The following is a 22,134-nucleotide window of genomic DNA, read 5'->3' as shown; positions in this document are numbered from 1 at the left end:
GCGGCGCGATGGAAGCGAAACGCAGCGCTGTCGTCTTTGCCTGGCTCCTTCTTCTGCCGGCGCTTTTATACATCACGGTTATCGTTGCTTATCCGCTTGTCGATACCTTCATCCTGTCCTTTACCGATGCGTCGCTCAGAAAAACGACAAATTGGGTCGGCTTCATCAATTACGAGAAGATCTTCAACGCGACTTTTGCCGATGTCATCACGCGGACCTTTATCTGGACGTTCTTTTCCGTCTCGATAAAGATGATCATCGGCACCTTTGGTGCAGTGCTGCTGAACTCCGCCGTTCCCGGCCGGGCGCTGTTTCGCATCCTGACAATGCCGCCGTGGATCGTGCCGATGGCTATCGGCATCTTCATGTGGGGCTGGATGTATAACGGCCAGTTCGGCATGATTTCCGGCGTGCTGCAGAACCTCGGTCTGGTGGATGGTCCGGTCGCATTCCTCGCCTATGGCAGAACGGCATTTTGGGCAACGATCGTCACTGACGTCTGGATCGGCGTGCCGATGGTGACGCTCTATCTGCTGGCGGCTATCCAGGCCATTCCGCAGGATCTCTACGAGGCCGCTTGGACAGACGGGGCAAGCCGCCTCTACCGCTTCCGCCGCATCACGCTGCCGCTGATGCTGCCCGCGATGATTACCATGTCGATGATCTCGCTGATTTCGACCTTTAATTCCTTCGATATCATCTGGATCCTGACGCAGGGCGGACCGACCGGCCAGACCACGACCATGATCATCGACACGTACAAGACGGCGATCGGCTCTTACAAATATGGTGAGGGTGCTGCGCGCGCCGTGCTGATCTGCATCTTCCTGTCGATCTTCACCTATTTCTACTTCCGCATTACCAGCCGCATCTCGCAGGAGGCCAGCCGATGACCGACAAGAATGCGATGATCAACCGCTACAGGTGGTATGAAATTGTCGGGATTTATTGCGGTATCGCCGTGTTCCTGACCTTCGTGCTGGCGCCCTTCGTCGAAGGATTCCTGGTTTCGCTGAAACCGCTCAGCCTGCTGTTTTCCTCGCCTTACAAGTTCTGGCCGACAAACGGTTCCTTCGAGGCCTACCGCACTATGTGGGTCAGCGTTCCGGGCTTTGCCCGCTACGTCTTCAACTCGTTCTTCATTTCGACGATCTCCACGATCATCGTTCTGCTTCTGGTGGTTCCGGCGTCATATGCCTTCGCCCGGTTCCAGTTTCGCGGCCGCGGGCAATTGCTCGGTGCATTTCTGGCGATCAACATGTTCTCCGGCGCCGTGCTCCTGATCCCGCTTTACCGGCTGATGCGCAATATGGGTGTGCTGAACACCTATCTGGCGATGATCATTCCCGGAGCCGCTTTCCTGATCCCGACCGCGATCTGGCTTTTGCGCACCTATATGCTGCGTATCCCGCGGGAACTGGAAGAGGCGGCCTATGTGGATGGCGCAAGCTACTTCTACACCTTCCGTCGGGTGATCCTGCCGCTTGCGATGCCGGGTATCGCCGTGGTCTCCATCACAACCTTCATCGGCGCTTATGCGCAGCAGTTTATCTTCGCGCTCACCTTCAATTCCAAGACCGAATATATGCCGCTGCCCATCGGCCTCTTCGCCTATTTCGGTCGTCAGGAAGTCATCTGGAATGAGTTGATGGCGGCCAGCTTCGTCGGCATTGCGCCGGCCATGGTCGTGATCTTCTTCATGCAACGATATCTCGTCAGCGGGCTGACCGCCGGCGCGGTGAAATAAACAACAACCGGAACGACCACCAAAACGGGAGACTACCTATGGCACTGAAACATTATGGATTGGCGCTCTGCGCTTTCGCATTTGCCGGTTCCACTGCCCTTACCACGGTGACGGCGCACGCGGCCGACAAGGAGATCAGCTGGATCTATTGCGGCGACAAGATGGACCCGATCCACGAAAAATACATCAAGGAATGGGAAGGCAAGAACGAGGGCTGGAAGGTTGTGCCCGAGGTCGTCGGCTGGGCGCAGTGCCAGGACAAGGCGACAACGCTTGCCGCCGCCGGCACGCCCGTCGCCATGGCTTATGTCGGTTCGCGCACGCTGAAGCAGTTCGCGCAGAACGATCTGATCGTTCCGGTGCCGATGACCGAAGACGAAAAGAAGAGCTATTACCCCAACATCGTCGACACGGTGACGTTCGAGGACACGCAGTGGGGCGTTCCCGTCGCATTCTCGACCAAGGCGCTCTACTGGAACAAGGACCTGTTCAAGCAGGCTGGTCTCGATCCCGAAGTGCCGCCGAAGACATGGGCTGAAGAAATAGCCTTCGCCAAGCAGATCAAGGAAAAGACGGGTATTGCCGGTTATGGCCTCCCCGCCAAGACCTTCGACAATACCATGCACCAGTTCATGCATTGGGTTTATACCAACAACGGCAAGGTGATCGACGGCGACAAGGTCACGGTCGACAGCCCGCAGGTTGTCGCGGCGCTGAAGGCCTACAAGGACATCACGCCCTATTCCGTGGAAGGCCCAACGGCCTATGAGCAAAATGAAATCCGCGCCATCTTCCTCGATGGTAAGGTCGGCATGATCCAGGCCGGCTCGGGCGCCGCAACACGCCTGCAGGAAACCAAGATCAACTGGGGTATCGCGACCCTGCCGCTCGGCCCGGAAGCCAAGGGTCCCGGCACGCTGCTCATCACAGACAGCCTGGCGATCTTCAAGGGAACCGGAGTTGAAGAAAAGGCGACCGAATTTGCGAAGTTCATCACGTCGCCCGGCCCCCAGGGCGAATATGAGCTGCAGGGCGGCGCGGGCCTCACCCCGCTGCGTCCGTCTGCCAAGGTAGACGAATTCGTTGCGAAGGATCCCTTCTGGAAGCCGCTGATCGACGGTATCGCCTATGGTGGGCCGGAGCCGCTCTTCACGGACTACAAGGGTTTCCAGGACGTGATGATCGAGATGGTTCAGTCTGTCGTTACCGGCAAGGCAACGCCGGAAGATGCGGCAAAGAAGGCTTCTGGCGCTCTCGAGCAATATAAATAATCCGATTGCGACGGTTGCGGGCGTAATGCCCGCAACCGGTCCGTTTCGCCGTGAGATTGGTCGCCGCCCCCTGTGGCTGCTCTTTCTCGTGTTTTTCAACGGTTCCGGTCTGACGCGGTTTCCGCATCATTGTCCGGAACGTCTCTGAATGCGGCCAGATTTCGGCCGCTGACGGGAGAGGCAAGTCTTGGGTCAGCTTTATCTCAACAACGTCCGCAAGAACTATGGACATTTCGAAGTCATCAAGGGCGTTCAGCTCGACATCAGGGATGGCGAGTTCGTCGTTTTTGTCGGCCCCTCGGGATGCGGCAAATCCACTTTGCTGCGCATGATCGCCGGCCTTGAGGATATTTCCGGCGGCGACGTCGTCATCAACGGCGTGAAGGTCAATGAACTGCCGCCGGTCAAGCGTGGTATCGCCATGGTCTTCCAGTCCTATGCGCTCTATCCGCATATGACTGTTTTCGAAAACATCGCTTTTCCTTTGCGCGTCGAAAAGATGGAAGAGGGCAAGATCAAGGACAAGGTGGAGAGCGTTGCGAAGATTCTTCAGCTCGACCAGCGCCTGCAGCAGCGCCCCGGCATGTTGTCCGGCGGACAGCGCCAGCGCGTTGCCATCGGTCGCGCCATCGTTCGTGAACCGAAGATATTCCTGTTCGACGAACCGCTTTCCAATCTTGATGCCGCCCTTCGCGCCGATATGCGCATCGAGCTCACCAATCTTCACAAGACGCTCAAGGCAACGATGATCTATGTCACACACGATCAGGTGGAGGCCATGACCATGGCGGACCGCATCGTGGTGCTGAATGCCGGCGAAATCGCCCAAGTGGGCGCGCCGCTCGAACTTTATCACAAGCCGGCGAATCTGTTCGTCGCGGGGTTCATCGGTAATCCGAAAATGAACTTCCTGAAGGTCACCTGCAAATCCGTCGGTCCCGAGGGTGTAACGGTGGCTTATGAGGGCCAGACGATCACCGTGCCGGTGGAACCTCGCGCTGCTCTGGAAGGCGCGCAGCTAACGCTTGGCATTCGACCCGAACATACCGGCCTCGAGCCGACGGACCTCAACATCAAGGTGGCTCCCAGTGTCATCGAGCGGCTCGGTGTGAACACGATTGCCTATGGCGTCGCGCCGACAGGTGAAAATTATTGCGCGCTGCTTTCCGGTTCCGCACCCGTGGTTGTGGACGAGCCCATCGTCACCGGCATCAAGGCATCGGATTGTCACCTGTTCGACGAAAGCGGCATTGCTCTCGAGCGGCGCGTCGATCTTTCCGTCCTCAAGCTGATACAATAACGGCTGGGAGTCGGGCCATGCACTCTGTCCTAACGCGCCCGGCTTTTCCTGATGCGATCGGTGTCCGGCGATTTTTGCCCGTCACCGGGCGAAAAAATAACGCCGGGCTTTTAGCCCGGCGTTCACTGAACTCCAGCATCTCCGTTGGATCACGGCATGGGGTTGGGCATGTAGCCGGTAAAGCCGCAGATCTTCCAGCGTCCTTCATGCAGCCGGCAGTAATAAAGCGTCTGCCACTTCATGACGTCGAAACCGCCATCGGCCCTGCGAATTCCGCCGTCGAATTTCTTGCGAACCAGCGCGGTTTCGCCTTCCACTTCGATTTCCTCAAGCGTGGTGGTGGTGAAGATCGCATGGCGTGGGTCTTCAGCAAATTGCTGGGTTTGGAAATCCTTCGCCTGCCGCAGCCATTCGTCGCGATAGGCGGCAAGGGAGGGGAAAGACAGGCGCCAGTTGTCAGGATTTGCATCCCGACTGGCATTGATGCCGAGGAAGCCGTCTTCAACGAAATCATCCGCTACCCTGGACCAGTCGGCTGCAAGGAAAGCGTCAATGTCCCGCGTTACCAGCATCTCCCAGATGGAATGGCGGGCGCTGTCGGTTTCGGCGAAGGGGTTTTGGAAGGGATCGCGCATGATTCTGGTCCGTTGTTGAAATTATTTTCAGGAATTGGAAATTTCTCTGGTGATTATTGTTGGCATATGCTCATCTTCCAATCAACAGAGAAAACTGTTTTCATATTGAGGATGTCAGGCGTGTCTTCGGGAGGACGGAACAACGGCGGCTCCCGGCTTTATTCGGTTGACGGGCGGCCTGGATTAGGGTGCATCGGAAACGGGGCCAAGCCTTAAGTTTTGGCGGAACGGAGACCGGTGAGCATGGATATTTTCGCAAGAATACAGGAAGACAGGGGACAATTCTCGCAATCGGAGCGGCGGATTGCCGATATTCTGGTTTCGGATTTCGAATTCGCCGTCAATGCGTCGATCATTGAACTTGCCGCCCGCGCCGAAGTGTCTCCGCCGACGGTGACGCGGTTCTGCCGCCGGCTGGGCTGCCAGAGCTTTTCGGATTTCAAGGTCAGTCTCGCCAAGACGGCCTATGTCGGTATCCGGTACCTCACCTCCGAACCGTCCAGCACCGGCCCCTCGGACGTCGCGGAAGAGGTGCTTGCCAAGGCTCAGGAAGCACTTTTCCTGTTGCACAGGACGCTCGATCCTGCCCTTGCCGATGAAGCGGCGATCAAGATCGCCAATAGCGGCATGATCTATGCCTTCGGCGCGGGCGGCAATTCCTCAATGATCGCTTCGGAAATCCAGAACCGGCTTTTTCGCCTGGGTTTGCGTGTCTCCACCAGCGCCGATCACAGCATGCAGCTGATGATGACCGCCGCGGCCCGAAAGGAGGACGTGATTATCGGCTCCTCCTTTTCCGGCCGCAACATGGAGCTGGTGAAGTGTTTCAGGCTGGCTCGCGACATGGGGGTTACCACCATCGCGCTTACCCAGAGCGACACGCCGCTTGCCGCGGCCGCGGATATGGTGGTGGGTGTCAACGTGCCCGAGGGAAACAATATCTTCCGCCCGACTTCATCGCGCTACGCCTATCTGGCCGCCGTCGATGTTCTGGCGACGCTTGCTGCTTATCACCATCGGCAAAGATCGATGGTGACGTTGCGTCACATCAAGCAGCAGCTCGTGGAGCATCGCGATTCGGATGACAAGCAATTGCTCGGCGACTGAAGGTGGGATGATGAAAACGTGGGCTGCTCGGCCCGAGACCCCGCAACAGGGGTCGTGAAACTTCAAGGGAGTTGCAGGAGATGAAGGACAGGAAAGACCAGCTCGCCATCGTGACCGGCGCGGCAGGTGATATCGGGCGGGCGATTGCCGCGGCGCTTTCTGAAAGCCATGCGAAGGTGGTGCTGGTTGATATCGATGCTGAAGCCCTTTCCAGTGCGCTTTCTCTGCTTTCCGGATCCGGGTTCGTTGCAAAAACCTGCGATGTCACCGATCCTGCAGATCTTTCGAGGCTGGCGGCTGACGTCGCGGAGCTGGGCGATGTGGCGACACTCGTCAACAATGCCGGTGCCGCGAGGGCTGTCAGTCTGCACGACACGACCGCCGAAATATGGCGGCAGGACAATGCCCTTAATCTCGAAGCACCGTTTCTCTGCTTTCGGGCTTTTGAAGACGCGCTGAAGCGGACACAGGGTTCCGTTGTCAATATTACGTCGGTCAATGGTATGTCAGTTTTTGGCCATCCAGCCTATAGCGCGGCGAAGGCCGGATTGATCCACCTGACGAAACTCATCGCCGTCGAATACGGGAAATTCGGTATCCGTTCCAACGCTGTCGCGCCGGGCACCGTGCGCACCCAGGCGTGGGAGGTGCGGGCCGCTGCCAATCCCCAGGTCTTCGAGGAGGCGAAGCGCTGGTATCCGCTGCAGCGCATCGTGAAACCCGAAGACGTGGCGAACGCGGTCGCCTTTCTGGCGGGACCGCAGGCGGCGGCCATCAGCGGCGTGTGCCTGCCGGTCGATTGCGGTCTCACGGCGGGGCAGGCGCCGCTGGCCCGCACTTTTTCGCAATCCGAACACTACTGACCGAGCCCTCTCATAGGGCCAAATGCGCAATAAAGGGGAGCATCATGGCGCTCGCAAACTATCGTCTCGAAAATTCATGGCATCCACTGGCGGAATCCGCATCCGGAGGCTTCACCTTCACGCTGATCAATCTTTCCCGAGAGCCGCTGAGGGATTTCCGTATCGTTTACACGTCGCTGACGCGGACGGTAGACAAGCCGGTTTGCGGCAATGCGGTTTATCTGCGCCGTAACGCCAATTTCCATGAATTCGCGCCGCCTGCCGGTTTCGTGCTGGAACCCGGCAAATCCTGGCGTTTCACCGTCGATGGGTTGCTGAGGCCCGCCCGGCATCGCACGGATGGTGCAAAATCCGCCTATATCAGCCTTGCCGACGGCACGCATCGCGCCGTTGATGTCGGGGACCTGATGTTGGACGGGCGTCACAGCGAGCCGGCGCCGGTGCTGCTTCCAGAAGGCAAGCTTGTTCTGCCTTTTGCCATCCAGCCCTGGCCCGCCGAAATCGATGCCGAGCCCGGCGACGGCTTTCCCGTCGCGCTCTTCCCGTCGGAAGATGCCAAGGCCGATGAAGTCCTTGCGGTGGAAACCGTGCTTTCGCTGTTCCGCAGGCTATTTGCCGTCGGGCACGTGCCCTTCAGCCTCGCCCCTGTGCATGAGGGAAAGGCCCTGCACTTCAAACAGCATAGCGGACTGGAGGCGGAAGGTTATCGCCTTTCCTTTTCCTCTGACTTTGTTGTCGTGGAATACTCGGCCGCTGCCGGGCTGCAGTATGGCCTGACGGTTCTGGCGCAATTGCTGCATGGCGCGCGTCTCGATCCAAGGTTCCGTTTTCCCGCGTCCGGCACAATCAGCGATGCGCCGCGTTATAGCTGGCGCGGCTGCCACCTGGATGTCTCGCGGCAATTTTATCCGACACAGGATGTCGTGCGGCTCATCGATATTCTTGCATGGCTGCGCATGAACCGCTTCCACTGGCATCTGACGGATGATGAGGCGTGGCGTCTTGAAATCAAGGCTTATCCGTTATTGACCACGGTCGGCGCCACACGCGGCCCGGATGCGCCGCTCCTGCCGCAGCTCGGCAACGGCGCGGAACCGGTCTCCGGTTATTATACCCAGGACGATGTGCGCATGGTCGTTGCCCATGCGGCGGCGCTGAATGTCGAAATCGTGCCGGAAGTCGATATTCCCGGCCATAGTACGGCTGCCCTCGTCGCCTATCCGGAACTGACGGACGGGCAGGAAGCCCCTGACAGCTACCGCTCCGTGCAGGGATATCCTAACAACGCGCTCAATCCCGCCATCGAACTCACTTACGAATTCCTCGGCAAGGTTTTCGACGAGATGGTGGAGCTGTTCCCGTCTCGGCTCATCCACATCGGCGGCGATGAGGTTGCGGACGGATCCTGGCTCGCCTCGCCACTCGCCAAGGCGCTGATGGAAAAGGAGGGACTGGATGGTACTTTCGGTATCCAGTCCCACTTCATGAAACGCATTCAGGCCATGTTGCACGAGCGCGGCCGTCAGCTGGCCGGCTGGGACGAGGTTTCGCACGGCGGCGGCGTCGACCCCGCGGGAACATTGCTGATGGCGTGGCAGAAGCCGGAGGTCGGCCTTGAACTCGCAAGGCAGGGTTACGATGTGGTGATGACCCCGGGGCAGGCCTATTATCTCGACATGGTTCAGGACGAAGCCTGGCAGGAGCCGGGTGCCAGCTGGGCCGGCACCGTTCCGCCTTCCCACACCTACTCTTATGAGGCGATCGGTGATTTTCCAGAGGAGTTGAAGGAGAGGATGAAGGGCGTTCAGGCCTGCATCTGGTCCGAACATTTCCTCAACCGCGCCTATTTCAACCATCTGGTCTTCCCGCGGCTACCGGCCATTGCCGAGGCGGCCTGGACACCGAAGGCGCAGAAGGACTGGTTGCGTTTTGCGGCCATCGTTCCCTTTAGTCCGGTGTATTGAGGGAAGGCGACATGCGTATTGCCGTTGGTGGAATCCATACCGAGTGCAGCACCTACTCGCCGGTGTTGATGGGGCAGGAGGATTTTCGCGTCTTTCGCGGCGCGGAGTTGCTGGAGGCCGAATATTTCAACTTTCTCGGCGAAGGCGGAGCGGAGGTGCTGCCGCTTCTGCACGCCCGGGCGGTGCCCGGCGGTCCGGTGTCGCGCCCGGCCTACGACGCTTTCAAGCGGGAATTCCTCGAGCGTCTGAAAGCCTCATTGCCCTTGGACGGACTTTATCTCGCCATGCATGGCGCGATGAATGTTGAAGGCATGGACGATGCAGAGGGCGACTGGATTTCAAGCGCCCGCACCGTGGTCGGGCCGGATGTCGTCATCTCCGCGAGCTACGACCTGCACGGCAATGTCAGCCAGACGATCATCGATCAACTCGACATATTTGCCGGCTATCGAACTGCGCCGCATATCGATGTGCGGGAGACGATGGTGCGCGCCTGGACGATGTTGATCAGGGCCTTGGAGACAGGGACAAGACCCGGTATCGCCTGGGCGAAAATCCCCGTTCTGCTGCCCGGCGAGAAGACTTCCACGGAAGACGAGCCGGCCAAGAGCCTTTATGCTTTCCTTCCTGATCATGACGCCCGCCCTGGCATCTGGGATGCGAATTTCATGATCGGCTACGTCTGGGCGGATGAACCGAGAGCGACCGCTTGCGCCGTGGTGACGGGAACGGATAAAGCGGCCGCACAGGCAATTGCGGCCGAGATCGCGCAATCCTACTGGGACGCCCGGCAGGATTTTCATTTCGGTCCTGTGACGGAGCCGCTCGCGAAAATTCTGGATATTGCGGAAACGACGACCACCCGGCCGATCATCCTGGCGGACTCGGGCGATAACCCCACTGGCGGCGGGGTGGGCGATCGCGCCGATGTTCTGGCGGCGCTGCTTGCGCGTGACTGGCAGGGGGCATTGCTGGGCGGCATTACCGACAGGCCTGCGGTCGAAGCCTGTTTTGCGGCGGGCGAAGGCGCGATCCTTTCCCTGAAGATCGGCGGAAGTCTTGATCCGAAGAGCCCGTCCGTCACCGTTGAAGCCGAGGTTGTGACACTGGACGATCCCGGTGCGGCGGATCAGCGACAGGCTGTGATCGTCATCGGCGGAATCACGGTCATTCTGGCCGCCCGTCGCCGGCCCTATCACATGATTTCGGATTTTACCCGTCTTGGCTTCGATCCGAAGGACGTGCGGCTTCTGGTCGTGAAATCCGGTTATCTGTCGCCGGAGCTTGCGCCAATCGCCAATCCCAACCTCATGGCGTTGACGGAGGGGGTAATCAATCAGGATATTGAAAATCTTCCCAATCGCCGTCGGGAGGGCGATTTTTATCCCTGGAAGCCGCACTTCGATTATATCCCGAATCCTGCCCTTTCGGTCCGCTGGCGATGACAGCGGTCCGGTAGCTTCAATCCAGCGATCCGGCTTTGCCGGATCATCTCAGGCGAACATCCATGCCGTCGGCTCTTTCCATCGTCATCAACAATCCGTCGATCCGCATCGGGGCGCTCGCCATCCTGTTCTTCGGATTTTCGAATGCGGCGACCGCGCCCTATCAGGCGGTGATCGGCATTCGCGAAATCGGGCTCAGCAACACCGTCTATTCGCTGCTGATGCTGTTTGCCGCCGTCATCAATGTCAGCGCCAGCGTGCTGATGGGCATCGTCGCGGACAGGCTGGGTGAATATCGCAAGCCAATGCTCTACATCGCGCTGTTCGGTGTCAGCGGCTACCTGCTGGTGTATCTCGCCGGTAATGCCACTGCCTTTGTGGCATCCAAACTCGTGCTTTTGCCAATTTTCGGCGCTATGAATTCGCTGATCTTTGCGCATGTGCGCGCCGACGCCCGCAATCTTTCGACGGGCGAGATGATCGCGGTGAATTCCATCATGCGGGCGACGATCTCGCTTTCCTGGGTGCTGGTGCCGGGGCTTGTGGGGGTATTTCTGGTGAATTCCGGAAACATGCTGACCGCGTTTTTGTTCTCGGGCGTCTGCGCGCTCGTCTGTTTTCTGCTGGTAGCCTTCTGCCTGCCGCGCGCCGCCACGCCCGCCTCGGCCAGTACCGAAGCGCGTTTTGGCCTGCGCGCCTCGCTTGGTGAAATCGGATCGCGTCGGGTGCTGCTTCGGATCGTCGCCATCGCATTGATCTGCTCGATGCTGCATTTGAACGATTCCGTGCGTTCCCTCATCATTACCGGCCAAGCCAAGGGTACGGTGGCCGATATCGGCATCGTCGCCGGTATCGTCGCCGCGCTGGAAATCGTTTTCATCTTGCTGTGGGGCTGGATAGAAAAGAAGGTGCCCCAGACCCTGACGCTTGCCGCGGGCGCACTGCTTTACGCTGTTTACCTGATCCTGCAGGGGCTCGCATCGGCGCCGTGGCATATCTATGCCCAGACCGTCATCAGCGCACTGGGGGCGGCCGCGATCATCAGCATACCCATCACCTACCTGCAGGAACTGATCGCGGACCGGCCGGGCCTCGGCAGTTCGCTGATCGCCGTCAATATTTTTCTTGGAGCGGGTCTGGGCGCCCTGATTTTTGCGCTTGGCACGCTCGTCTCCAATTATTCGGGAACGTCGATCCTCGGAGCGATCGTCGGGATTGGCGGGGTTTATATGCTCTACGCCCTTGATGGGATCGGTCGCCGCAGGTAACCGCCATCGAACGAAAGAGGCTATGATGATTCTCGAGATTTGCGTGGACGATGTGGCCGGTCTGGAGGCCGCAGTGAGAGGCGGGGCAGACCGTATCGAACTTTGCGCGGCACTGTCCGGCGGCGGGGTCACCCCGTCTGTCGGCTTTATGCACCGCGCTGCGGCTTATGGGTTGCCCGTCAGCGTGATGATCAGGCCACGCGCCGGCGATTTCGTTTTCACGCGTGATGAAGCGGATGTGATGAAACGCGATATAGATGCGGCGCGCGCCGCGGGCCTTTCCGGCGTGGTGCTCGGTGCATCGCGCGAGGACGGCTCCCTCGATCTTCCGCTGCTCGAAGAGCTGCGTCGTCATGCCACCGGTCTGGATGTAACGCTTCACCGGGCTTTCGATGTCGTTCCCGCCATGGATGAAGCCCTCGAGGCCGCCGTTGCGCTCGGCTTTTCCAGAATTCTCACTTCCGGCGGCGCACGTTCAGCGCTGGAAGGGGTGGACACTCTGGCCCGTTTGTCGGAGGTCGCTGCTGGGCGGATCGCGATCATGCCGGGTGCCGGCGTGCGTCCGCAAAGCGTGCAGACGCTGCTTGACCGGCTTCCAATCACCGAAATCCACGCATCCTGTTCCGCCGTTCCTCACTATGATCCGGAAAGCCGCGTGGCGAAGCTCGGTTTCACCGGGGCGGGGCGCAAAGTCACGGATGAGGCAGCGGTGCGTGAACTAAAGGCGATCCTTACCGCTCATCATAAAGCCGATGCAGCGTCCTAGCCGTCCCGGCGGCGCCATCGAGATTGAGGTGGACCGTACCGGGTGGCGGCAGGACGAGTGCCGCCTTGATCGCTTCGGCCATGGAGGCTGGCGAAATATCTTTCTCTTCCAGCACATGGGCAAGCCCAAGCCCGGCCAGCCGCTCCGCACGGGCGCTCTGTTCGGTTTCACCGCCGGCTGCGAAAGGGATGAGGAGTGAACGGCATTTTGCCTGAAGAATATCGCAGACGGTGTTGTAGCCGGCCTGTGATACCGAAAGGCACGCGCCGGCGAGCAAGCTCGCGAAATCCTTGCGGAAGCGGAAAACGGAGATATTTTCCGGTGCCGCAGCCAATATCGCATCGAAATCCGCCTGTGGCATATTGGGACCGGTGACGAGACACCAGCTCTTGATACCGTCCAGCAGCGGCGCGGCCTCAAGGGCGGCCCGGACAAGGGCCGCACCGACAGCGCCGCCGCCGGCGGAGACCACAATATCGAATTTCTCGACCGGTTCCGGCGGTGGAAGCGGGGCCACCAGGCCGGTATAGACAATACGCTGACGTATCTCGCTGGCGAGGGGAAAGGTATCTTCCAGCCGGGCGAAATCCGGGTCGCCGTGCACGAGCACGGCGTCGAAATGTTTCTTTACCAGCGAGACGGTTTCTTCATCCCGGCCCGGCTTGGTTTTTTCCTGCAAAATATCTCGCAGTGACGCCATGACGAGCGGGCGCGGTTCGCTATCCTCGATCTCATCGAGAAGCGGAAGCAGTTCGAACCGCACCTGCCTGCGGCCGAAGGGAAAAGCCTCGATGATGACGATATCGGGTTTGGCGCCATGATAGGCACCGATCAGCATATCGGTCCTGAGCCTCTTGAAGTCGTCATCCACCGGTTTGCCGGCACTGTCGACCAGGCCGGTAAAACTGCCATCGCTGACGGTAATCGGCGGCAATTCGACATGACGGATGCCTTCACCCGGAAAACCCGGGACAGGCGTTCCGCCCGTCACCAGAACTACGTCGAAACCATCCGTCTGAAGGGCATTGGCGATGCGGCTGGCGCGGGCTATATGGCCGATGCCAAGAAGATGCTGGACATAAAAGAAAACACAGGGCCGCTTTTCCATCTCGGTCATGGTGTCTTTTCCCATTCGGTCTCGAAGAGCGTCTTCAGTTCGGCAATGCTGGTGCGATGATCGAAGGCGGTGCGCACGCGGTTTTCGGCGGCGTTGCCAAGACGCAGGCGCAATTGCGGATCGGTAATAGCCAAGCGCAGGGCATCTGCGAAGGCCGCTGGATTTTCCGGCTCTGTGAGCAGGCCGTTTTCACCACTGACGAAGAACTCCGGAATGCCCGATATGTTGGTGGAGATGCAGGTCATCGCCTGGCTTGCAGCCTCGACCAGCACATTGGGAAGACCGTCGCGGTCGCCATCGCTGGTGATGCGACAGGCAAGGGCAAAGAGGTCCGCTTGCCGGTAATTCTCCAGCACCTGCTTCTGGTCCATGGCTCCCGTCCAGACGACCCTGTCGGAGACGCCAAGTTCGTCCGCGAGTTTTTTCAACGCAGCCAATTCGTCCCCGCCGCCGATATGGGTAAAGCGCCAGTGGATATTGCGTGGCAGCGAGGCGAGCGCGCGCAACAGAATATCGATTCCCTTTTTCTTGACCGCACGGCCGACACTCAAAATCCTGACCGGATCCTCGGCATCTGAACCGTCTCTCGCCGGCCGCGGCGTGTCGAAATGCGGGAAACGCGTGAGATCGAGGCCATGATAACTCAGATGCACGTTCTGCCTCACCCCGGAAAGGGTCTGCAGATGCCGAAAGCCGCCGGCAGTGCAGGTCACGGCCCAGCGGGCGCTTTGCAGCTTGGCGGCAAGGTCACGATCACTGGAGGTCCAGATGTCCTTGGCGTGGGCCGAAATCGTCCAGGGCGTGCCCGTGATGAGATGGGTATAGGCCGCGACTGAGGCGGGCGTATGAATGAAATGCACATGCAGCCACCCGGCATCCTCCGGCCATTCATGGGCCAGCACGGCCGCCTGACCGAAACGGCGAAAGCGATTGCGGCTGAGATCATGGGGCAGGTCGCTGAGAAACTGGCGAAGCGCCTTGGTGAAGCCCGGCTTTTTGCGACATCCCCACAGGGCTTTCAGCACACGCAGAGGTTCCTCATGCAGATACTCCGGCAGGTAGGTGACGGGCGCGCTGATCTCACCATGAACGGGATGGCGTTTCTTGTCCGTTGGCCGGCGCATGGACATGAGTTCGAGCTTCAGCCCGGCCTTTTCAAGCCCCAGCAATTCCTGGGCGATAAAAGTCTCGGACAGGCGCGGATAGCCCTTGAGGAGCACCACGATTTTTTTTGCATCAGTCACGTTGCGCGCGTCTCTTCTGAACGTTGGTTGCCGAGGCCGGGTTACGCGCTGAGCGTGATCGGCGTCTTGTCGCCCTCGGGCGGCAGCCATTCGGCAATCCTGCGTGATATGTTTTCCAACCCGTCGAGCTTCAGCCCGCACGAATTGACGGATGGCGGCGCGCGGTGCGGCAGGGCTTTGAGGGCGGCCGCCATCTTGGCTGGGTTCTCGGCATCTTCCGGCAGGAGCATGTCGAAAAGACCCAGCTCCGATGCGCGGCTGGCGCGGATAAGCTGCTCCTCCCGCGGCACCGTGCGGGGCACGACGAGTGCGGGTTTGTCGAAAGACAATATTTCGCAGACAGTGTTATAGCCACCCATGGAGACCACGGCCTGCGCACCAGCGACGAGATCTTCCATGCGATTGTCGAATTCGATGATTTCGATGTGCGGTATATCGGCCACGCTGCTCATGAAGCGCTGGCGCTGATCCGCCGGCATATAAGGGCCGAGCACGACCAGCGCCTTGTGCGTCAGCTCCGGGTCATGTCGGTAGGCGTTGATGACGTCATCGATCAATTCACTGCCGTCGCCACCGCCGCCTGTGGTGACGAGAAGATAATCGCCTTCCGGCCGATGCGCCGCGGTCTCTGCCTGTGTCTTCGATCTCTGAAGAAAGCCCACGAAATCCATCTTGTCGCGCACCGTCTGCGGAACGTCGAGCCCTGTCAGCGGATCGTGGAAATCCGGCGGGCCATAGACCCAGACATGGTCATAGAACTGGCCGATCTTGGTCATGACGTTGTTGCGCTTCCACTCCGCCTCGAGCAGCTGCGGCGCATCCATGACATCACGCAGGCCGATGACGAGCTTGGTGCCCTGTCCCTTGAGATAAGCGAGTGTTTCCTCCACCTCGCCGCGAAGGCCCATGGGCTCCTTGTCGACGATGAAGATGTCAGGCTGGAAGCTTTCGGCGGTATGGTAGATGATGGACCGGCGCATCTTCAGCGTTTCCTGAAGATCGATATGCCTGTCCATCGAGGTGTATTCGCCATTGCGCAGCTTGATGACGCTCGGAATTTTCACGAAATCGACGCGGGCGCGATAATCGAAGGCACCGGCAATGGTAGCCCCTGAAATGATGAGGACGTTGAGACCGCGATAATCCTCCACCAGGGCATGCGCGATGGTGCGACACCGCCGCAGATGGCCGAGACCGAAGGAATCGTGGCTGTACATGAGAATACGCGCGTCGTTCAAACGGGAGCTCATGGGCCACACCTCTTTTTGCCTTTCACGATGAAGGCGGCTTCGGAAGGGCAGTTTATCAAGGTGTATTCCATTTTATCTGAAGGGGTCCGCAGCATCACGTAGTCCGTCACCGAAGAAATTAAAGGCCAGAATGACGAGAACGACAGGGATCGTCGGGATGAGAAGCCAGGGATATAGCGCAATGACGCTGACGCTGCGCGCCTCCGTGAGCAGAATTCCCCAACTTGTGATCGGGGGGCGCAGGCCGAGGCCCAGGAAGCTGAGCGCTGTTTCGCCAAGGATCATGCCCGGTATCGTCAGGGTGGCCGAGGCGATAAGATGGGACATGAAGCCCGGAATAAGATGTCGGCCAATGATACGCGGTGTGCCCGCTCCCATCAATTGCGCAGCCAAAACATAGTCTTCCTCGCGCAACGCCAGTAGCTTTGAACGCACGGCGCGCGCTAGCCCGGTCCAGTCCAGCATGCCGAGAATGATGGTGATGCCGAGATAAACGAGGATCGGACTCCAGGTCACCGGCATGATGGCGGCGAGCGCCAGCCATAGCGGAATGCTGGGAATGGATTGCAGGACCTCGATGATGCGCTGGACAATCAGGTCAAACGTGCCGCCGCGATATCCTGCCAGGCCGCCGATCACAATACCGAGAACGAAGCTCATGGCGACGCCGAGGAGGCCGATGGTCAGCGAAATGCGCGCGCCGTAGATGATACGGGACAGCACGTCACGCCCGAGGCGGTCGGTGCCGAGAAGGAACAGTTCACCGCCTTCTGCCGGGCAAACGAGATGGGTTCTGCCCTCGAACATGCCCCAGAAACGATAGGTGTCACCCTTGCAGAAGAAACGCAGCGGCTGGATATCGGTCGGCACGTCCCGGTAGACACGCCTCAGATTTTCCATGTCGAGCGTCATTTCACGGCCATACACGAAGGGGCCGACAAATTTCCCGTCATTGAAGAGGTGGATGGCCTGGGGCGGGGCGTATATGTGTTCGATATTGCGGGTGTGGAGATTATAGGGGGCGAGGAACTCGCAGATCAGAATAGAAAGGTAAAGCACCACCAGAAAGGCGCCGGACCACACCGCGATCTTGTGCTGGCGGAACTGCCACCACATGAGCTTCAACTGCGAGGCTTTGCTGAAGGCCGCCATGCCAGACGTGTTGGGTTCGATCAGCGACGGGTCGAAGGGCGCGGTCGAGACATAGTGCGGCAGGGCTTCGCCGGGATTCGGAATGGATGAAGTCATTTGACGTTACCACCTCCGAAGCGGATTCTCGGATCGAGTATGGCAAGGGCGATATCCGACACCAGAACGCCGATCACCGTCAGGAACGCAAGGAACATCAGGAACGAACCCGCCAGATACATGTCCTGGCTTTGCAACGCCCGGATGAGCATGGGGCCGGTGGTCTCGAGCGACAGGACGACGGCGGTAATTTCCGCGCCCGATATGATGGCAGGCAGGATTGAGCCGATATCCGAGATGAAAAAATTCAGGGCCATGCGCAGCGGATATTTGGTCAATACCCTGAAAGGGTGCAGGCCCTTGGCGCGGGCGGTGACCACATATTGCTTCTGTAATTCATCCAGAAGGTTGGCGCGCAGGCGGCGGATCATGCCGGCCGTGCCCGCCGTTCCGATGATGAGAACGGGAATCCAGATATGCTCAAGGATCGACTTGAACTTCGCCCAGCTCATCGCCTGGTTCAGATATTCCCGGTCCATCAGATGGCCTATGGAGATGCCGAACCATATGTTGGCGAAGTACATCAGAATCAATGCCAGCATGAAGTTGGGGATGGCGATGCCGAGCAGGCCGAGGAAGGTGAGCCCGTAATCGCCCCAGCTGTATTTATGCGTGGCGGAATAGATGCCGATTGGAAAAGCCAGCAGCCAGGTGACAATGATGGTGACGAAGGAAACCAGAACCGTCAGCCACAGGCGATCTCCCACCACGTCGCTCACGGGTAGCTGATATTCGAAGGAATAACCGAAATCGCCGACAAGCATGCCGGTCGCCCAGCGGAAATAGCGGATCGGGGCGGGCTGATCGAAGCCGTAACGGACGCGCAGTTCCTCGATTTCGGCAAGATTTGCCGTTTCGCCCATGGCGCGCAGCTCAGCGACATAGCTTTCGAAATAATCGCCCGGGGGCAGTTCGATGATGGTGAAAACCAGCATCGAGATCAGGATGAGCGTCGGGATCATGACGAGGACGCGCTTCAGAATATACCGCAGCATATCAGGCGTCTCCGTCGTACCAGAAGCTATCCGGCATGTAGACGCCGAGATAGGAAGTGGGTTCATAACCGAAAAGCGCCTTTTCCGGCACGTTCCGCATGCGCTTGACATGGACGACGGGCTGCAGCGCGCCGTTGACGATGCCGATGGAAAATACCTGCTGCGTATAGACGCCAAGCATTTCCAGCCAGATTGCCTGACGTTCTTCCTCGGTGACGCTTCGACGCCATTTTTTCAGAAGATCAAGCAAATGTGCCGCTTCCGGCAGATCGGGCTCCTTGCCTTCACGGCCGCCGGATAGATAGTGAATCCCCCAGACCGGCCATTGCAATTGGTCGTCACCGGTGGGGGCAAGGCCGGAAGGCAGCATGTCGGCCGTTGGCACGCCATTGTCCATACCCATCCACACCGACATCAGTACTTCTCCGCCCATGGCGCGCTTGCGGAAAACATCGCGCTGGGTGGGGCGGACAGAAACGGCAATGCCGATATGTCGCCAGTGATCCGTCACCAGCTCCATCACGTCTGTTTCGAGCGTGCTTTCGCCTGTCGTCTCGACAATGATATAGGCGGGTCGACCATCAGGCAGGAGCCGAAGGCCGGCATTGTCGCGCTTGTCGAGACCCGCTTCATCGAGCAGCCTGTTGGCCGTTGCGCGGTCGAAAGCGCTCCAGGCGTCCGCAAATTCCTGCCGGTAAAGCGGGCTTTCCGGCAGTACGGTATCTGCGCTTTCCTTCGCGAGCCCGTAAAAACAGACCATGTTGATTTCGTGCCGGTTGATCGCGAGCGAGAGCGCGCGGCGCACACGCACATCCTGGAAAGCGCTGCGCCAGACCGGGTCGGCGCAATTGAGATTTGGCAGCAGCGCGATGCGCGAGCCCTGGGAGCGCTTGTAGAGATTAACTTTCAGGGGGAAGCGCTTTTCGGCATCCTTCAGGAAAGTGTAATCAGCGAAATCGAGGCCGAAATATTGCAGGTCGCTATCGCCCGACGCCGTTTTGGCCGAGATGATATCCGACGAGGTGACGTTGAGCAGGAAGCGGTCGAGATAGGGCAGTTGCAGGCCGTTTTCATCGACGCGGTGATAATAGGGGTTGCGTTCGAACACGAACTGTTCGGCCGGCGGCGCGGTTGTGTTACGCCAGGCATCGAGCGTCGGCAGATCCGGATTTTCGGGGCGCACCTGCCGCGACATCTTGATATGCAGCCCGCTCCAGTCGTCTGTCTTGTTTTTCTTGATCAGCTTGGCGAGCTTTTCCGCCGTCTGATATTTGATGTGGAACTGTTTCATATAGGCGGCAGGCAAGAACAGCCGCGCCGGCGAGGCGGCCGCCAGTTTTGCCAGAAAATCCGGATTGGGGCCGTCCCAGGTGTATCGCACGGTCAGTCGGTCAACGACCTCGATCTGGGGCGGTTTGCCATTGACCAGAAGCTCGATCGGCGGACCGCCCTTGTGGATTTCCTTATTGAGGGCGACATCTTCCCAGAAATAGCGGAAATCCTCTGACGTGAAATCACTGCCATCGGACCACTTATGGCCTTCGCGCAGCCTGAAGGTGAAGATGCGTTCTTCCTGTACGTCGTAGCTTTCGAGAATATCCGGATGAAGTTCGAATTTTTCGTCGTAACCGACAAGGCGGGCATAGCTGCTGATCGGCATCAGGCGAATGTCGCGCTGGCCGCCAATGAGCATACGTACCGAGCCGCCATGTTTCCCCGGCTCTCGGCCAAGTGCCTTCATGTCGATGACGCGCGGGTTTTTCGGCAGGCGCTCGGCGATGTCGGGCAATTCGCCCTTTTCGCGCTTTTCCTTGAAATAGGTGGGGTCGGTATAGGAGGCCCGCGCATAAGCCGGCACAAAGACAGAGGCCAAGAGAGCGAGAGCGGTGCGACGCGTGATCAAGGGCGAAGCTCCCGCATGTCGGCATTTCCGTTCGCAAGTACGAAATGGCCTTCCCCAAGATCGGCCGATACCATCTCGCCGTCCCCCTCGTCGCGGAACTGTTTGCCCCAGTCAAATTTGCCCGTCGCGCTGATCTTGCCGATGGTGCGGAAATCGAGCGGACGGTCGAGATCGGGGAAAGGCACGGCGGCCAGCAGGGATTTCGTATAGGGATGCACCGGAGCGCGCATCAGGATTTCCCGTGGCGCCAGCTCCACGATGCGGCCCTCGCACATGACCGCCACGCGATCGGCCATATAATCCACCACCGCAAGATTATGCGAGATGAAGAGGTAGGTAAGCCCGAGATCCTGCTGCAAATCTTTCAGCAGATTGAGAATTTGCGCCTGCACGGAAACATCGAGAGCGGAGACGGGTTCGTCGCAGATCAGCAGTTCCGGGCCAAGTGCGAGGGCTCTTGCAATGCCGATACGTTGTCTTTGACCGCCCGAAAAACTGTGCGGATAACGGTTCAGCGCGCTTTCCCCAAGCCCGATGGCCCTGACGAGGTTGCGCACTTTTTCGGAGCGATATTTCGCATCACCCCGACCGTGGATTTCCAGCGGCTCGCTCAGGATGTTTCCCACGGTCATGCGCGGCGATAGCGAGGATATCGGGTCCTGAAAGACCATCTGTATCTTCGACCGGAGCTCTTTCAGGTCATCGTCCCGGGCGTTGAGGACATCGATATCGCCCTGCGGACGGTGGAAGGTGACGGAACCCTGATCCGGGCGAACGGCGCGCATGAGGATTTTGCTGACGGTTGTCTTGCCGCTGCCGCTTTCGCCGACCAGTCCCAGACATTCTCCACGACGGATCTCAAAGCTGACGCTGTTTACCGCTTTGGTTGCGCTGGCGTCACCTTTGCGGAACCAGCTCGATTTGCGGGTCGTGAACGTCTTGCTGATATTGTCCACGGTCAAAAGCGGACCAGGGGTTTTGTTGACCGTCGCGGTCTTCTTGCCCACCAGGCTTTCATGGTCGACGTTGATTTCTCGTAGCGCCTTGAGCCTCTCGCCCGGCTTCATGTCGAAATGCGGAACGGCTGCCATCAAACCCTTGAGATAGGGATGGGCTGGCGATTTGAAGATATCATCGACCGTGCCGGCTTCCATGATCTCGCCCTGATAGATCACGGCAACCTCATCTGCAATGTTCGCGACCACGCCGAGGTCATGGGTGATGAGCAGCATGCTCATATTCAGCCTGCTCTGCAGGTCACGCAGCAGCTTGAGGATTTGCGCCTGAATGGTCACATCAAGCGCTGTCGTGGGTTCGTCGGCGATCAGAAGCGCGGGACGACAGATCAGCGCCATGGCGATCATGGCGCGCTGGCGCATGCCGCCTGAAAGCTCGAAAGGATACATGTTCACGACCTTCTTCGGGTTCGAAAACCCGACGAGATCGAGTGTCTCATACATTTTTTCCGCACGTTCCGCCGGCGAAAGAATGCTGTGGATTCTGAGCGCCTCGTCAATCTGGTTGCCGATGGTGTGCAGCGGCGAAAACGAGGTCATGGGCTCCTGAAAGATCAGCCCGATGCGGTTGCCACGGATGGCGCGGATTTCGCGGCCGTCTTTGGGCAATTGCAAAAGATCGACGGGACCGCCCGCAGTGTTTTCCGGATCGGTGAACAGCACGCGGCCATTCACACGAGCGGTCTTGGGATGGATGCCCATGATCGTCTGGCCAATGACGGATTTTCCGGAGCCGGATTCACCGACCAATGCGGTTACTTTTCCCGGAAGAATGCGGAGGCTCGCCCCCCTGACTGCATCGATCGTTCCACCCATGAGAGAAAACGAGACCTGCAGATTTTCGATACGGAGCAAATCTGCGCCTGCGCTCATGCCAAAGGGTTCCTTGCCGCCTCTTTATCGTTGCCTTGTGACAATTGCTCGGGAGGGCTTAAAGCAACGTTATCGCAGGGTTTGTTGTCTGTCTATCCTTCTGAAACATCGAATTCTTTAGC

18 protein-coding genes are annotated in these 22,134 nt (G+C 59.0%); 10 read left to right on the top strand and 8 right to left on the bottom strand.

Features of this window, described 5'->3' with window-relative positions; translation table 11 throughout:
- Positions 1 to 8 precede the first annotated feature (8 nt).
- The 4 genes from ACZ47E_RS11090 (at position 9) to ACZ47E_RS11075 (ending at position 4,318) form a co-directional block, all read left to right on the top strand.
- Positions 9 to 893 (top strand): carbohydrate ABC transporter permease, encoded by an 885-nt coding sequence (locus ACZ47E_RS11090; RefSeq protein ID WP_004443728.1) that lies wholly within the window; start codon positions 9 to 11, stop codon positions 891 to 893.
- The gene (locus tag ACZ47E_RS11085) at positions 890 to 1,747 is read left to right on the top strand and encodes a carbohydrate ABC transporter permease (RefSeq protein ID WP_004443724.1); all 858 of its coding nucleotides are present in this window, start codon (positions 890 to 892) and stop codon (positions 1,745 to 1,747) included. The genes ACZ47E_RS11090 and ACZ47E_RS11085 overlap by 4 nt, the downstream gene beginning before the upstream one ends.
- A 38-nt stretch (positions 1,748 to 1,785) precedes the next feature.
- Entirely contained in the window at positions 1,786 to 3,018 is a 1,233-nt protein-coding gene (locus ACZ47E_RS11080; protein WP_004443722.1) for an ABC transporter substrate-binding protein, read from the top strand.
- Positions 3,019 to 3,205: 187 nt separating this feature from the next.
- Positions 3,206 to 4,318, top strand: a complete 1,113-nt coding sequence (locus ACZ47E_RS11075) for an ABC transporter ATP-binding protein (RefSeq protein WP_107340330.1) — start codon at positions 3,206 to 3,208, stop codon at positions 4,316 to 4,318.
- A gap of 149 nt (positions 4,319 to 4,467) precedes the next feature.
- On the opposite strand, the gene ACZ47E_RS11070 is transcribed toward ACZ47E_RS11075, so the two are convergent.
- Positions 4,468 to 4,953: a hypothetical protein gene (locus tag ACZ47E_RS11070; RefSeq protein ID WP_107340331.1), complete on the bottom strand. Its 486-nt coding sequence runs from the start codon at positions 4,951 to 4,953 to the stop codon at positions 4,468 to 4,470.
- A gap of 243 nt (positions 4,954 to 5,196) precedes the next feature.
- Between ACZ47E_RS11070 and ACZ47E_RS11065 the strand changes: the two genes are divergently transcribed.
- The 6 genes from ACZ47E_RS11065 (at position 5,197) to ACZ47E_RS11040 (ending at position 12,366) form a co-directional block, all read left to right on the top strand.
- The gene (locus tag ACZ47E_RS11065; protein WP_006698207.1) at positions 5,197 to 6,060 is read left to right on the top strand and encodes a MurR/RpiR family transcriptional regulator; all 864 of its coding nucleotides are present in this window, start codon (positions 5,197 to 5,199) and stop codon (positions 6,058 to 6,060) included.
- An 80-nt stretch (positions 6,061 to 6,140) separates the two neighbouring features.
- The gene (locus tag ACZ47E_RS11060; RefSeq protein ID WP_107340332.1) at positions 6,141 to 6,923 is read left to right on the top strand and encodes an SDR family oxidoreductase; all 783 of its coding nucleotides are present in this window, start codon (positions 6,141 to 6,143) and stop codon (positions 6,921 to 6,923) included.
- 44 nt (positions 6,924 to 6,967) lie between these two features.
- Positions 6,968 to 8,887, top strand: coding sequence for a beta-N-acetylhexosaminidase (locus ACZ47E_RS11055; protein WP_107340333.1), 1,920 nt, complete (start codon positions 6,968 to 6,970; stop codon positions 8,885 to 8,887).
- An 11-nt stretch (positions 8,888 to 8,898) separates the two neighbouring features.
- Complete coding sequence (locus tag ACZ47E_RS11050) at positions 8,899 to 10,332, top strand: M81 family metallopeptidase (protein WP_278067039.1); 1,434 nt, start codon at positions 8,899 to 8,901, stop codon at positions 10,330 to 10,332.
- A 62-nt stretch (positions 10,333 to 10,394) separates the two neighbouring features.
- Positions 10,395 to 11,600, top strand: coding sequence for an MFS transporter (locus ACZ47E_RS11045; RefSeq protein WP_072495123.1), 1,206 nt, complete (start codon positions 10,395 to 10,397; stop codon positions 11,598 to 11,600).
- Between the two features lie 25 nt (positions 11,601 to 11,625).
- The gene (locus ACZ47E_RS11040; protein ID WP_107340359.1) at positions 11,626 to 12,366 is read left to right on the top strand and encodes a copper homeostasis protein CutC; all 741 of its coding nucleotides are present in this window, start codon (positions 11,626 to 11,628) and stop codon (positions 12,364 to 12,366) included.
- On the opposite strand, the gene ACZ47E_RS11035 is transcribed toward ACZ47E_RS11040, so the two are convergent.
- From ACZ47E_RS11035 to ACZ47E_RS11005, 7 genes are all read right to left on the bottom strand, one after another.
- Entirely contained in the window at positions 12,332 to 13,483 is a 1,152-nt protein-coding gene (locus ACZ47E_RS11035) for a glycosyltransferase family protein (protein WP_107340334.1), read from the bottom strand. The two genes, ACZ47E_RS11040 and ACZ47E_RS11035, sit on opposite strands and share 35 nt — an antisense overlap.
- Positions 13,480 to 14,727, bottom strand: a complete 1,248-nt coding sequence (locus tag ACZ47E_RS11030; protein ID WP_278067038.1) for a glycosyltransferase family 4 protein — start codon at positions 14,725 to 14,727, stop codon at positions 13,480 to 13,482. Before ACZ47E_RS11030 ends, ACZ47E_RS11035 begins: the two co-directional genes overlap by 4 nt.
- Positions 14,728 to 14,768: 41 nt before the next feature.
- Positions 14,769 to 15,977, bottom strand: a complete 1,209-nt coding sequence (locus tag ACZ47E_RS11025; protein ID WP_107340335.1) for a glycosyltransferase family protein — start codon at positions 15,975 to 15,977, stop codon at positions 14,769 to 14,771.
- Positions 15,978 to 16,049: 72 nt separating this feature from the next.
- Positions 16,050 to 17,225: an ABC transporter permease gene (locus tag ACZ47E_RS11020; protein WP_072495120.1), complete on the bottom strand. Its 1,176-nt coding sequence runs from the start codon at positions 17,223 to 17,225 to the stop codon at positions 16,050 to 16,052.
- The gene (locus ACZ47E_RS11015; protein ID WP_004443698.1) at positions 17,222 to 18,220 is read right to left on the bottom strand and encodes an ABC transporter permease; all 999 of its coding nucleotides are present in this window, start codon (positions 18,218 to 18,220) and stop codon (positions 17,222 to 17,224) included. Before ACZ47E_RS11015 ends, ACZ47E_RS11020 begins: the two co-directional genes overlap by 4 nt.
- A 1-nt stretch (position 18,221) precedes the next feature.
- Complete coding sequence (locus ACZ47E_RS11010) at positions 18,222 to 20,123, bottom strand: ABC transporter substrate-binding protein (protein WP_278067037.1); 1,902 nt, start codon at positions 20,121 to 20,123, stop codon at positions 18,222 to 18,224.
- Positions 20,120 to 22,012 carry an ABC transporter ATP-binding protein gene (locus ACZ47E_RS11005; protein ID WP_004443693.1) on the bottom strand — a complete coding sequence of 631 codons (1,893 nt, stop codon included), beginning with the start codon at positions 22,010 to 22,012 and terminating at the stop codon, positions 20,120 to 20,122. Before ACZ47E_RS11005 ends, ACZ47E_RS11010 begins: the two co-directional genes overlap by 4 nt.
- Positions 22,013 to 22,134 lie beyond the last annotated feature (122 nt).

It is taken from the genome of Agrobacterium sp. 5Ca39, assembly GCF_055382365.1.
The sequence above is the reverse complement of the archived record's forward strand: the minus strand, read 5'-3'. Positions and strand labels throughout refer to the sequence as shown.

What these genes read in the sequence shown, in the direction of transcription:
- ACZ47E_RS11065 (WP_006698207.1), top strand. Translation starts at nt 5,197, where the DNA reads ATGGATATTTTCGCAAGAATACAGGAAGACAGGGGACAATTCTCGCAA.
- ACZ47E_RS11080 (WP_004443722.1), top strand. Translation starts at nt 1,786, where the DNA reads ATGGCACTGAAACATTATGGATTGGCGCTCTGCGCTTTCGCATTTGCC.
- ACZ47E_RS11045 (WP_072495123.1), top strand. Translation starts at nt 10,395, where the DNA reads ATGCCGTCGGCTCTTTCCATCGTCATCAACAATCCGTCGATCCGCATC.
- ACZ47E_RS11020 (WP_072495120.1), bottom strand. Translation starts at nt 17,225, where the DNA reads ATGACTTCATCCATTCCGAATCCCGGCGAAGCCCTGCCGCACTATGTC.
- ACZ47E_RS11035 (WP_107340334.1), bottom strand. Translation starts at nt 13,483, where the DNA reads ATGACCGAGATGGAAAAGCGGCCCTGTGTTTTCTTTTATGTCCAGCAT.
- ACZ47E_RS11090 (WP_004443728.1), top strand. Translation starts at nt 9, where the DNA reads ATGGAAGCGAAACGCAGCGCTGTCGTCTTTGCCTGGCTCCTTCTTCTG.
- ACZ47E_RS11050 (WP_278067039.1), top strand. Translation starts at nt 8,899, where the DNA reads ATGCGTATTGCCGTTGGTGGAATCCATACCGAGTGCAGCACCTACTCG.
- ACZ47E_RS11085 (WP_004443724.1), top strand. Translation starts at nt 890, where the DNA reads ATGACCGACAAGAATGCGATGATCAACCGCTACAGGTGGTATGAAATT.
- ACZ47E_RS11025 (WP_107340335.1), bottom strand. Translation starts at nt 15,977, where the DNA reads ATGAGCTCCCGTTTGAACGACGCGCGTATTCTCATGTACAGCCACGAT.
- ACZ47E_RS11070 (WP_107340331.1), bottom strand. Translation starts at nt 4,953, where the DNA reads ATGCGCGATCCCTTCCAAAACCCCTTCGCCGAAACCGACAGCGCCCGC.
- ACZ47E_RS11055 (WP_107340333.1), top strand. Translation starts at nt 6,968, where the DNA reads ATGGCGCTCGCAAACTATCGTCTCGAAAATTCATGGCATCCACTGGCG.
- ACZ47E_RS11015 (WP_004443698.1), bottom strand. Translation starts at nt 18,220, where the DNA reads ATGCTGCGGTATATTCTGAAGCGCGTCCTCGTCATGATCCCGACGCTC.
- ACZ47E_RS11005 (WP_004443693.1), bottom strand. Translation starts at nt 22,012, where the DNA reads ATGAGCGCAGGCGCAGATTTGCTCCGTATCGAAAATCTGCAGGTCTCG.
- ACZ47E_RS11060 (WP_107340332.1), top strand. Translation starts at nt 6,141, where the DNA reads ATGAAGGACAGGAAAGACCAGCTCGCCATCGTGACCGGCGCGGCAGGT.
- ACZ47E_RS11040 (WP_107340359.1), top strand. Translation starts at nt 11,626, where the DNA reads ATGATTCTCGAGATTTGCGTGGACGATGTGGCCGGTCTGGAGGCCGCA.